This is a genomic window from Vibrio clamense, from assembly GCF_050337905.1.
GTDB lineage: Bacteria > Pseudomonadota > Gammaproteobacteria > Enterobacterales > Vibrionaceae > Vibrio > Vibrio cortegadensis.
In genome coordinates, this window is record NZ_JAKJTJ010000025.1 from 179809 (window position 1) to 192505 (window position 12697).

The following is a 12697-nucleotide window of genomic DNA, read 5'->3' on the forward strand; positions in this document are numbered from 1 at the left end:
ATCTGTGCAGGTATATCGCTCGCTGTAAAGCGTTTAAAAATAGGATTAATTTCGAAGACCGTAGTGAATAAATGAACTTACCTACTGAGTTAGAGACTTACAAAATCCTGACAATTCTTTGAAAGCTAATTTAGCCAGATCATTGAAGCACAATTGTTCAATTACAAGTTAGCACCCAATTCTTTCCATGACAAAAAACAAAAAGGCCTCGCAATGCGAGGCCTTTGTTTTTCTATCTATCAGAAGAGATTAGTCGCGAAGTGCTGCGCCGAATTTCTCTGAGATTGAAGCTACGATAGCATCTACTGAACCAGCGATGTCTGCATCTTCTAGTGTGCGCTCTACAGACTGTAGGCTAAGTGCGATTGCTAGGCTCTTCTTACCTTCTTCAACGCCTTGACCAACGTATACGTCGAACAGTTTAGCGCCTGTTAGGAATTCGCCACCAGCAGCTATACATGCTTCTACGATGTCGCCAGAAGCAACTGCTTCGTCAACAACAACGGCGATATCACGACGGTTTGCAGGGAACTTAGATACGGCTACTGCTTCTGGAAGCACGCGAGTGTTGATAGCAGCCCATTCGATTTCGAATACGATAGTACGGCCGTTAAGACCAAACTTACGCTCTAGCTCTGGGTGAACTGTACCAATGATACCCACTTCTTTGCCGTTAGCCATAATCACTGCTGACTGACCTGGGTGAAGTGCTGGGTTGCGCTCTTTTGCTTCAGAAGAAAGAGCCTTGAAGCTGTATGCGATTTCGTTTGCAGAAAGCTCAAGAACGGCTTCTAGGTCACCTTTAAGATCGAAGAAATCTACAGTGTTAGTTGCAATGTCCCAGTGCTCTTCGCCACGAGTACCAGAGATAACGCCCGCAAGCATCATTTCTTGGCGCATGCCGTTTTCAGCCGTTGCTTCAGGGATGAAACGTAGGCCTGATTCGAATAGACGAACGCGAGACTGTTGACGCTTCTGGTTGTGAACAACTGTGTTTAGAAGACCTTGGATTAGACCAAGACGCATAGCTGACATGTCCGCAGAGATTGGGAATGGCAGGATTAGCGGCTCAACACCAGGTACAACAAGCTTTTGCTGTTCTGGTTCTACGAAGCTGTATGTGATTGCTTCGTGGTAGCCACGGTCTACAAGAAGGTCACGAACGCGCTTAAGCGGTTGGTTAGCTTCTTTGTGGTCATTCATTTTAAGTGCCGCTTTAGGCGCTTGGTTTGGAATGTTATCGTAACCGTAGATACGACCTACTTCTTCAATTAGGTCTTGCTCGATTGCGATATCAAAACGCCAAGATGGAGACGTTGCCGTCCAACCTGCGTCTGTCGTTTCCGTATCTTCTACAACAGAAACAGTACAACCTAGGCGAGTAAGAATTTCCACTACGTCTGTAGATGGGATTTCGTGACCTAGTAGGCTGTCTAGCTTAGCGCGACGTAGAGCAACTACGTTTGCTTTTGGAAGATCAGCTTCAGATTCGCTGCCGTTTACTGGCGCAACTTCACCACCGCAGATTTCAACTAGAAGCTGTGTTGCACGCTCCATTGCTGCTGCTTGTAGCGTTGAATCAACACCACGTTCGAAACGTAGAGAAGAATCTGTGTGAAGGCCGTAAGCACGCGCGCGACCACGGATGTGATCCGGTGCGAAGAATGCCGCTTCAAGAAGTACGTCAGTCGTTTCAGTAGTCACACCAGAATCTTGACCGCCAAAGATACCAGCGATTGCTAGTGCTTTGTTTTGGTCTGCGATAACAAGTGTGTTGCTGTTTAGTTCAGCTTCGTTGCCATCTAGAAGTGTTAGCTTTTCGCCCTGCTCTGCTAGACGAACCACGATACCGCCTTCGATCTTAGCTAGATCAAATGCGTGCATTGGTTGGCCTTGCTCTAGCATCACGTAGTTTGTGATGTCTACAACTGGGTCGATTGAACGGATACCACAACGACGCAGTTTTTCTTGCATCCAGATTGGAGATTCCGCTTTCACGTTTACGTTCTTAACCACACGGCCAAGGTAACGTGGACAAGCATCAGTTGCTTTGATTTCAACAGAAACTGTGTCTTCAATGCTTGTTGCAACAGCTTCAACTGTTGGCTCTGTAACGTCTGCGCGGTTTAGTACGCCAACTTCACGAGCAAGGCCACGGATGCTGAAGCAGTCTGCGCGGTTTGCTGTTAGGTCTACGTCGATAGTTACGTCGTTAAGCTCAAGAAGCTCACGAACGTCCATACCTAGCGTTGTGCCTTCTGGCAGCTCAAGGATGCCGTCAGACTCTACGTCGATACCTAGCTCAGAGAAAGAACAAAGCATGCCGTGCGATGGAACGCCACGTAGTTTTGCTTTCTTGATTTTGAAGTCACCAGGAAGTACTGCGCCAACTGTTGCTACTGCTACAGTTAGGCCAAGACGACAGTTAGATGCACCACATACGATGTCTAAAAGTTCTTCTTCACCAATGTCGATCTTTGTAACTTGTAGTTTGTCTGCGTCTGGGTGCTGACCGCACTCAACCACTTTACCTACTTTAACGCCGGTGAATTCACCAGCAACAGGTTCTACATCGTCAACTTCCAAACCAGCCATAGTGATTTGGTGAGCTAGCTCTTCGCTGTTAATTGCAGGTTTAACCCACTCGCGTAGCCAAGATTCACTGAATTTCATAGTTTTGACTGCCCCGGATTACTTGAATTGTTTAAGGAAACGAAGGTCGTTCTCGAAGAACGCACGAAGGTCATTTACGCCGTAACGAAGCATCGTTAGACGCTCTACACCCATACCGAATGCAAAACCAGAGTATTTCTCAGGGTCGATGCCAACAGAGCGAAGTACGTTAGGGTGAACCATGCCACAGCCTAGAACTTCTAGCCATTTGCCATCTTTACGTTTCACGTCAACTTCAGCTGAAGGCTCTGTGAACGGGAAGAATGAAGGACGGAAACGCACTTCAACTTCTTCTTCAAAGAAGTTACAAAGGAAATCGTTAAGAATGCCTTTAAGTTGTGCGAAGTTTACGTTCTCATCAACTAACATACCTTCCACTTGGTGGAACATTGGCGTGTGAGTTTGATCGTAGTCGTTACGGTAAACACGACCCGGAGCAATGAAGCGGAATGGCGGTTTGCCGTTTTCCATCGTACGGATTTGAACACCAGAAGTGTGCGTACGTAGCATTAGATCAGGGTTGAAGAAGAAAGTATCGTGATCAGTACGAGCTGGGTGATCGTCTGCGATGTTGAGTGCATCGAAGTTGTGGAATGCATCTTCGATTTCAGGGCCAGACTCAGTGCTAAAGCCAAGCTCACCAAAGAACTGTTCGATACGCTCAACAGTGCGAGTAACTGGGTGAAGACCACCGTTCTCAATGCGACGACCTGGTAGGCTCACATCGATAGTTTCTGCAGCTAGCTTCGCTTCAAGCTCTGCACGTTGTAGTGCGTCTTTACGAGCTGCGATCGCTTGTTGAACAGCACCTTTCGCTTTGTTGATCTCTTGACCAGCAGTGCGACGCTCTTCAGGTGGAAGTTTACCTAGGCTTTGTAATTGAAGAGTTAATTCACCCTTCTTACCTAAATACTGAACTCGCACGTCATCAAGTGCGACTAACGAATCAGCGCTTTCAATCGCTGTCGTTGCATTAGCAATGATCTCTTCTAGATGTTGCATCGTATCCTCATCTACCCAGTGGTAGTTCCATAAGGGAGTATTGGTATTTTGAATAGCTATACATAGTAATCAAACAGACAAGCAATGCCAAATTGAATATTGAAATGAAGCGGTTATCGGACGATATTTCATCAATAACCTTAAACAATAAATTCAAATGGATAAAAATTTGTGGAAAAAGGCCAAAATTAGCCAAATTTAAAGAGAACGGGATATTTTAAATGATTGCGAATATTGTAAAAATTGCGCTGCGCTTTGCCGTATTTTCGTGTCAAAGCGAGGGTAATACTGTTGAAATGACGGTGAGGGCTTGGTTTATAGACGCGATATTTTACATTCACGCGACTTCTGATCCCTTACACTCACCTCAGAAAAAGTGGTAAACAGAAAGAGTGATCAATCAACGTTAAAAGGCCAAACCACATTAACGATTATTGACTCTGCGATGTAGTTTAAGATTCTGTTGGTTTGTTGCTTTTAACGCAATTTTTACCCGCTTGTTTCGCTAAGTAGACGGATTCATCTGCCGCTTTAATCAAGTCGTTGTACGTCACCATTTGCTCGGTACGCTGCGCCACTCCAATGCTAATACTTCCCTTCCAGCGACCATCACCCACCGGTATGTTCAACTTTTCCACTTCAAGCCTTGTTAACTCTGCAATATGCAATCCACCAGCTAAATTGGTTTGCGGACATATAACAAAAAATTCATCACCACCAAGACGACACACAAAATCATCACTTCTGAACGCATCTTTTAACGCTTGAGATAATTCAATCAAGACGATATCGCCGGCATCATGCCCGTAAGTGTCATTGACATACTTGAAGTGATCCGCATCGATCATGATGCAAACCAAAGGCAAATCTAACTCGGTAGACTCATTCCAGTAGCTATTTAACTGCTTCATTGCATGACGACGGTTAGGCAACTTCGTGAGAACATCAGTAAGCGATAGCTGTTCAAGTTCTCTATTGGCAAGCAAAAGCTGTTGTGTTCTTTTCTCTACCATATCTTCTAAAGATTGATTCAATTTCAACAACTGCTTATTTCTGACTGAGACTTGCTCAAAAAGTCCATTCAATGCGTTAAGTAATGGCTCTGTTGAACTATCAACCTCTTTTTCACCTTGCTTATACGCGTCTTCTGGCGAAACCCCAGACTCAATCGCTTTCACTTGGCGAGCCATATTTTGATCAATACCGAGTATGTGATAAGCCAGCCAATGGATAAGGAAGTCTAAAAGAAGCTCCGCACTTTTTGGATCATCTTCGGTGATAAAGGCTTGCATACCCATCACTTCAGACATAAATGACCGATGCATTTCAATGTGGTATTCAAGGTGTGCAGGATAGATATTGGTATCCCTCATCATTGCTTCTTCTTCGCGAAAGTGAAACTCCGCATAGCGAGAAAGCTCAAACAGAGCGACGTTAATATCGCTAAATGACAAGGTATTTTCTGATAATAATGAGCCATACTTGTTGATTATTTCGACTAAATACTGATGCTGTTCATCGACATCATCGAGGCCCGTTTCAAAGTTTTTATCCCACTGGAATGATTTCATTACTATCGTACCTGCTATTCATTCGCCATCGTTCAAGCGACCAAATGATTATTTTATATAATGGTAGTTTACACAAAGGCGGAACCTACATTCGGTTGACCTACTTAAAAAATGACATAGATCCGCAAACAAACCTGTTTAATTAACGATTTTATTTTTTAAGTACGATTACTGAACGAATTAACAGGCAATGATGGGCAAGATCCCCACTCTGCCCACGAACCATCGTATAAACGACAATCCATTTTTCCCACAACACACGCCGCCAATAATATGATGCAAGCCGTAATACCTGAACCACAACTGAAAATAAGAGGCTTATTCTCATGCTTTAGATGTACAGTAAACAGTTCATCCAACTCTTTAACTGATTTATAGCAGAGACCGTCAAGCACTTGTGCAAATGGTAGGTTGATTGAATTGGGAATGTGTCCACTTCGCACCCCTTCTCTTGGCTCGGCAGCATTACCACTAAAGCGTTCTGAACCACGAGCATCAATAACCATATATTTGGCTGATGTGAGATTGTCAAAAACAAAATCTGATGTGCAAACGCGATGAGATTGATAATTGGTTATTAGATTGTCAGCACCATTTGAAGACACTTCCAAAGAGTCAGTGGTCGCTTTCCCTTCTTCTATCCACTTAGGTAAACCACCATCTAGAACATAACTATTTTCAAATCCCATCGATTGCATGATCCACCATGCCCTAGGCGCAGAATAGATACCTTGGTTGTCATAAATCACAACAATATTGTCTGGTTGAATGCCGAGCTTTTGCGCTGCTTTCGTAAATTGATCTACGGTTGGGAAGGCATGAACCTGTGTCGACTCTTTATCGATGAACACGTTTTCTAAATCAAACTTGCGGCTTTGAGGAATAAAAGTAGGGATTTGATAAACGAGAGGCTCTTTACCAATGACAGTCTCCATACTGGCATCTAATACAATGACATTCTTGTTATTTAAGTTTTGAGCCAACCATTCGGTCGTCACTAATGGACTTCCCATCCTATACCTCCAGAATCAAAAGATTATAACATTCACGCTTACATCACGCAGAAAGAGAGACACTACATGAAATACTCATATTATGCGAAATGCAGGCCTACACCCAATACCGATTTCTGACTCTAATGAGCATCAACACCCTCCAAGCCACTACTTTTTACTATTTTTGTCAAATGTTAGCCTTCATTTCTTTGCTATCAAACTTAAATAAACCGCAACTAGACTACATTTATCTTTACAACTCTGTATAATGCGCCGCCTATTTGCCCTTACTTTCGCATCGCTAAAATTGGCTATCGTGTCAATTGATCGGCTTGTCAGTACACACCTAGGAATACTTCTTTGATATCTACCGCAAACATCACAATGCAATTTGGCGCTGAGCCTTTATTTGAAAACATTTCTGCCAAATTCGGTAATGGTAATCGCTATGGTTTAATTGGTGCGAACGGATGCGGAAAATCCACCTTTATGAAGATCCTAAGCGGCGCACTGACACCAAGCTCAGGCAATGTCTCTATCACTCCTGGACTAAAACTTGGTGTTCTTAGCCAAGACCAATTCGCATTCGAACAGCATAATGTTATTGATGTTGTGATTATGGGTGATAAGAAACTTTGGGAAATCAAGCAAGAGCGTGACCGTATTTACGGCTTACCTGAGATGAGCGAAGAGGACGGCATGAAAGTAGCCGAACTCGAAAGTGAATTTGCGGAAATGGATGGCTACAGCGCAGAGAGCCGCGCAGGTGACATCCTTCTTCAAGCTGGTATTGAAGAGGAACTTCATTTTGGTTTGATGCAACATGTCGCGCCAGGCTGGAAACTTCGTGTTCTTTTGGCACAGGCTCTATTTGCGAACCCTGATATCTTGCTACTTGATGAACCAACCAACAACTTGGATATTCACACTATCAACTGGTTGGCTGAAGAGCTGAATCAACGTAAATGTACGATGATCATCATTTCCCACGACAGACACTTCCTAAACTCTGTTTGTACTCATATGGCAGACATTGATTACGGTGAACTTCGTATTTACCCGGGTAACTACGAATACTTCCTTGAAGCTTCAGGTTTGATCCGCGATCAGCTTCTTGCAAGTAATGCGAAGAAGAGTGCTGAAATCAGCGAGCTTCAAGATTTCGTAAACCGTTTCGGTGCGAACGCTTCTAAAGCGAAACAAGCGAGCTCTCGTGCTAAAAAGATGGATAAGATCAAGCTTGATGAAGTGAAATCAACGAGCCGTATTAGCCCATCGATTGACTTCGGCGAAGGTAAAAAGCTTCACCGTCTAGCTCTTGAGCTTGAAAATGTTGGTCATGCTTTTGAAGATGAAGTGCTGTTCGAAGGCGGCAACTTAATCCTTGAGGCTGGAACTCGATTAGCGGTTATCGGCGAAAATGGTGTCGGTAAAAGTACCCTACTTCGCTGCTTAGTGAATGATCTTAAGCAAAATGAAGGCATCATTAAATGGTCTGAAAATGCATCTGTGGGTTACTGCCCTCAAGATAGCACCGCTGACTTTGACAACGATTTATCCATTTTCGATTGGATCTCTCAGTGGCGTACAGCGAAGCATGATGATCTTATGGTTCGTGGCATTCTAGGTCGTTTACTCTTTACCGCTGATGATGCTAATAAAAAAGCTAAAAACTGTTCTGGTGGTGAGAAAAACCGTCTGCTTTTCGGTAAGTTAATGATGCAAGACATCAACGTACTGGTGATGGACGAACCAACGAACCACATGGATATGGAAGCCATTGAAGCCTTAAACAGTGCGCTTAAAGTGTATACTGGCACACTAATTTTTGTCAGCCATGACCGCGAATTTGTGTCATCATTGGCTACACGCATTATAGATGTGAAAGACAAAAAACTTGTCAACTTCCAAGGTACCTACGAAGAGTATCTGGATCACCAAACAAAAATGCTGCAAGTCGCTTTATAATTAAGCGATTTTAATAATTTAAATACATAGCCGCCGCTGAAAACTGCGGCTATTGCGTAAGGAATTCTTTATGACTGATGAAGAAAGAATCGAACTTCAACAGAACAACCCACTACATGGCCTTAAACTAGAAACTCTGCTGCAAGAGCTTGTTGATCACTACGGTTGGGAAATTCTAGATACGGCAATGCGTCTGAACTGCTTTAATACCAAACCAAGCATTGCCAGCAGTATCAAATATTTGAAAAAAACGGAATGGGCAAGAGAGAAAGTGGAAAATTTCTATCTTTACCGTTTCAAGCGTATGCCAAAAGCATCCGATCTTGAATACGACATGCCTCCTCGTTCTCGTACATTTAAACACGGTCTTGAGCCAAGAGAACCTATGGAATTGACTGTTGAGTCTATCCTGCTTTCTCAAGCAAAATCGGCATCTGCTCATAAAGAGAGAGCATCTCGCGGCCGAGGTCAATACCGTCGCTAATTGACACCAAAAGAGATAAGCCAAATCATCCATATTGATTTGGCTTTTTTTTGTTTCAATTCCGTCAAAAAGTACGATTGTTTTCTTAGCTTTTTTACTATCCTCACAAGTAATATTTATCTATCCGATCACCCTTTTCACTTCCAAACTCATCACTCACCTCTTTAAATTTCTATCATTATATTCACGCCACATATAATGAAAAATCAACATAAATTTATATCGACAAAAATAGAATTTGGGATTATTTTAGCGCAAATTTAACCACGCCAATTCAGGGTCTTCTCACCAACGTTTTACGCTTCAAAGCTAACTACTCGCACACTATTTAAACTTGTCGCTTCAATTACCCCCTACCTGATATTCAAGTAGTGGGGGCGATTCTGTGTGCGCTCGATTAATACTGTTTATTTGTTACGGAACATAACATGAACAAACACTTTGAACTTATCGACAAACCCACTTTTTTCGGTGCTTTAATACTACTTTTTTCAGTGATCATTCCTTTACTCATTTTCCCTACAGAAGGGGCAGAATGGATTTCAATCGCTAAATCTTTCATGACAGACAAATTAGGCTTTGCTTATCTTTCTCTTGGTCTAGCGGCGTTCTTTTTCATGATTTATATTGTTTTTTCTGACATAGGCCAGATCAAACTAGGGGATCCCGATGAAGACGCGGAATTCTCACTCGCCTCTTGGGCGGCCATGCTATTTTGTGGTGGCATAGGGGCAAGTATCCTATATTGGGGAACGATTGAGTGGGCTTATTACTACCAAAACCCACCTTTCCAATTAGAGGCAGGAAGTGAGGAAGCCGTACGCTGGGCAGCGACTTACGGTATCTTCCACTGGGGGCCGATCGCTTGGTGTATTTACATGATCCCAGCCATTCCTATCGCTTACTTCTTTTATGTCCGCAAGCAACCTGTTTTAAAAGTATCAGCAGCTCTTATGCCTGTGATTGGTGAAGCTCACAGTTTTGGTAAGCTTGGAAAATTTATCGACATCTTGTTTATTTTCGGTTTATTGGGTGGTGCGGCAACCACTCTCGGACTTGCTGCCCCTTTAATTAATGAAGGGATTAGCTATCTATTTGGTATTCCTGCCACCACTGGAAGTCAGATTGGTGTCTTACTGCTTTGTACGGCTATTTTCGCCTACTCCTCTTATAAAGGGATGGACGAAGGCATTAAGGTTCTCAGTAATATCAATTTCTGGGGAGCGATTGGCCTTCTGCTTTTTGTTCTATTCTGTGGCCCAACAATATTCATGCTGGAAACCGGTTTAGACTCTATTGGTCGTATGCTTTCAAATTTCTTTGTGATGGCAACTTGGGCAGAACCTTTTGGTGGCATGGGCACTTTCGCCAATACTCACTTCCCTCAAGATTGGACAATTTTTTATTGGGCTTGGTGGCTAGTATTTGCGCCAAGCATGGGGCTATTTGTTGCGCGGATCTCTCGCGGGCGAACCATAAAACAGATGGTTTCTGGAGCCGTTTTCTTTGGTTCGTTAGGCTGCGCGATGTACTTTATGATTTTAGGTAATTATGGGTTATCGCTACAGTTATCAGGCCAACTTGATGTGGTCGGTATCTTGAATGCCGAAGGGGCAACTCGGGCGATTTTTTCTATTTTAGAGCAACTGCCATTTAGTACTGTAATCATCGCGTTGTTCACCGTGCTATGCATCATTTTCACGGCTACAACATTCGATTCTATTTCTTATATCTTAGCCTCTGTCGTACAGACAAATGTGACTGAAGACCCAATGCGTTGGAACCGTCTATTTTGGGCATTCACCCTATCCTTCATGCCCTCGGTTCTAATGTTTATGGGTGGACTTGCTACATTACAAACTGCGGCCATTGTCGGAGGCTTACCCCTGCTTGTTATTGCGGTCATGTTGATGGTCTCTGGCGTAAAAGCAGCAATGCTGGATTTGAGCCATCAAGATGATTACGTTGATCCTGTCATCAACATATCAGATCTCCCTGAAGTCGATCCTTGGAGCAAAGAAGGCCAAGCTCTCGCTCGTTTTGAGCTACTTCGCGATAGTGCAATTGACGCTGCAAACATCGAACGCGAATCCATTGAGGCCATTTGGAAACTCAAAAAACAACTGCGTCGTGAAGCTCTATCGAGAGGTGAATCGAGCTTGGAACTGGGAAATGCTCCAGATGAGATCATCGAAGAGTTACGTCTGTTAACCGAAGTGGCAGCAAAAGCTAAAACACAGAAACTTGATGCATCTGAGCAAGCTCAAATCGCTCGAAGTGCTTTTAACAACCTTATGAAAGACAAAGAGTTAACTGAGGCGAGCTTAGCCCAAGAGGAGACAAAAGCCGCGATTCAAGCAAGGTTACACTCCAACATTGAGTAAGCATTTAGTCTGGTTTTGGTGGCATCGTTCTGAGTAAACGACAGTTTTATTTCCTCAGGATAAGTCACGATCGCTCAAACATGCTGTCGGCTTCCATTTCGGCCTCCGGCAGTATGTACTCTAGTGTTAACGAACCGTTTCACAGTATTACACCGTGATTCAACCTCAACATATTACTGCTAAAATCGATTCATAGTCAGGGCGCCACGCGTGGAAAAGACGGTAAACTAAGTCAGTTCACATGGTTACAACTGGTCACATCGAGAATTAAGGAATTGGGGGAATTGAAGAGTAAGTTTGTGAAAGGAAAAACAAGTAGTGTTATTGGTTGAAATACAACACATAAAGCAAGAAGAACCCTAAACCTTATGTGTTGATAATAAGTAATATATAGAAGCTAATTTTAGATATAGTAAGCTTCAACAGTACCTTTTAGTGTGATCAGAATTGGCTGACCACGACGATCTAATGCTTTAGGTGATGGGATTTTTACCCAACCTTCGCTAATACAGTATTCTTCAACATCAGTACGTTCTTTACCATTAAGACGGATACCGATTGGGTATTCGAAACATTCAGCCACATGGTGCGGGCTGCGTGGGTTGCCAGCAAGGTGATCTGGTAAAGTTGGTTTTGAGTTAGTATCGCTCATTTTCATGACCTGAAGTAAATAAAAAGTGCGCCATTGTAGACAATACAAGCCTTTCGCTCAAGCCTAAAAGTCAGCTCATAATAAGGCTATGGCACATAAAATAATGCACTGATTACAATTACATCAACTTAAAGTGAAAAGGTCATGGCATACACGAAAATTACAGCTCTGTTCTACCAAGGCTTAGTCTAGGGTATATGATCCACTTTCTCCACCCGGCAAAACTTTGCTAGCTATGATCGTGCTGAGTAAACCATTGCACGTAAACACTAAATTCAAACCGGAGTGAAATCGGCAGGCGTTAGAAGTCACTCTTAAATTGTTTGTTATATTGCTTGGATTCAAGTACGAAGTGCGACACCTCTGAACCTAAAAACAGTAAGGTGCGATAATCATGAAGTTTGCTCCCGCCAAGAAGTAAAAAACATGAAATATTCGCACCTCACTGAGAATGAAAGGTATATGATTTCTGCGCTTAGAAAGCAAGGAATTAGTACCGCTAAAATAGCTAAACAACTGGGTCGTCACAAAGTGCGTATTTCGGTGATTGCGATCGCTCGTTTCGGTTTATTCCGATCACCTGATCCTACCGTTTTTCTCTCTTCTTATTTTTACTCTAAGTGATCGGATTGCGCCAGTTTTCTCATTGACTCACCTCCCAGTTCTATTCTATGACTATTGTGTACTAACCGATCCATTAGCGCGTCCGCGACGGTGGCGTTGCTGATCATGTTGTACCACTCCTTTACAGGTAACTGACTGATGACGATTGTGCTGCTGTTTTGATAACGATCTTCCAGCACTTCTAATAAGTGACCCGCATGCTCTTGAGTGAGTTTTTCCATCCCCCAATCGTCGAGGATCAGTAAGGCTTTCTTAGCCAGCGATTGAAGTTGCTTTTGATAGCTACCATCCAGACGACCAGCGGTCAGGTCGTCAAGCAAGCGAGTTAATCGGTAGTATCTAAC

Annotated in this window: 8 protein-coding genes and 2 pseudogenes; 4 read left to right on the plus strand and 6 right to left on the minus strand. The window is 43.2% G+C overall.

Annotated features, from left to right (window positions below; genetic code table 11):
• Window positions 1-249 precede the first annotated feature (249 nt).
• The 4 genes from pheT to L4C39_RS14355 form a co-directional block, all read right to left on the minus strand.
• Window positions 250-2673, minus strand: coding sequence for a phenylalanine--tRNA ligase subunit beta (gene pheT, locus L4C39_RS14340; RefSeq protein WP_429746555.1), 2424 nt, complete (start codon window positions 2671-2673; stop codon window positions 250-252).
• Between the two features lie 18 nt (window positions 2674-2691).
• Window positions 2692-3675 carry a phenylalanine--tRNA ligase subunit alpha gene (gene pheS / locus L4C39_RS14345; RefSeq protein WP_113795726.1) on the minus strand — a complete coding sequence of 328 codons (984 nt, stop codon included), beginning with the start codon at window positions 3673-3675 and terminating at the stop codon, window positions 2692-2694.
• A 452-nt stretch (window positions 3676-4127) separates the two neighbouring features.
• The gene (locus L4C39_RS14350) at window positions 4128-5246 is read right to left on the minus strand and encodes a GGDEF domain-containing protein (protein ID WP_429746557.1); all 1119 of its coding nucleotides are present in this window, start codon (window positions 5244-5246) and stop codon (window positions 4128-4130) included.
• 158 nt (window positions 5247-5404) lie between these two features.
• Window positions 5405-6259 (minus strand): sulfurtransferase, encoded by an 855-nt coding sequence (locus tag L4C39_RS14355; RefSeq protein ID WP_429746559.1) that lies wholly within the window; start codon window positions 6257-6259, stop codon window positions 5405-5407.
• Between the two features lie 342 nt (window positions 6260-6601).
• Here L4C39_RS14355 and L4C39_RS14360 point away from each other — a divergent pair, with 342 nt between their 5' ends.
• From L4C39_RS14360 to L4C39_RS14370, 3 genes are all read left to right on the plus strand, one after another.
• Entirely contained in the window at window positions 6602-8209 is a 1608-nt protein-coding gene (locus tag L4C39_RS14360; RefSeq protein WP_084654970.1) for an ABC-F family ATPase, read from the plus strand.
• 70 nt (window positions 8210-8279) lie between these two features.
• A complete protein-coding gene (locus L4C39_RS14365; protein ID WP_113795730.1) occupies window positions 8280-8693 on the plus strand; it encodes a VF530 family protein in 414 nt (137 codons plus the stop codon).
• A gap of 428 nt (window positions 8694-9121) precedes the next feature.
• Complete coding sequence (locus L4C39_RS14370) at window positions 9122-11077, plus strand: BCCT family transporter (RefSeq protein WP_429746562.1); 1956 nt, start codon at window positions 9122-9124, stop codon at window positions 11075-11077.
• Between the two features lie 403 nt (window positions 11078-11480).
• Here the strand turns inward: L4C39_RS14370 and L4C39_RS14375 are convergent, their stop codons facing one another.
• Entirely contained in the window at window positions 11481-11729 is a 249-nt protein-coding gene (locus L4C39_RS14375) for a DUF3297 family protein (protein WP_029203587.1), read from the minus strand.
• Between the two features lie 426 nt (window positions 11730-12155).
• On the opposite strand from L4C39_RS14375, the pseudogene L4C39_RS14380 reads away from it, so the two are divergent.
• Window positions 12156-12269 (plus strand): annotated as a pseudogene (locus L4C39_RS14380) (helix-turn-helix domain-containing protein); the annotation flags it as partial.
• Between the two features lie 71 nt (window positions 12270-12340).
• On the opposite strand, the pseudogene istB reads toward L4C39_RS14380, so the two are convergent.
• A pseudogene (gene istB / locus L4C39_RS14385) lies at window positions 12341-12697 on the minus strand (IS21-like element ISVch3 family helper ATPase IstB); the annotation flags it as partial.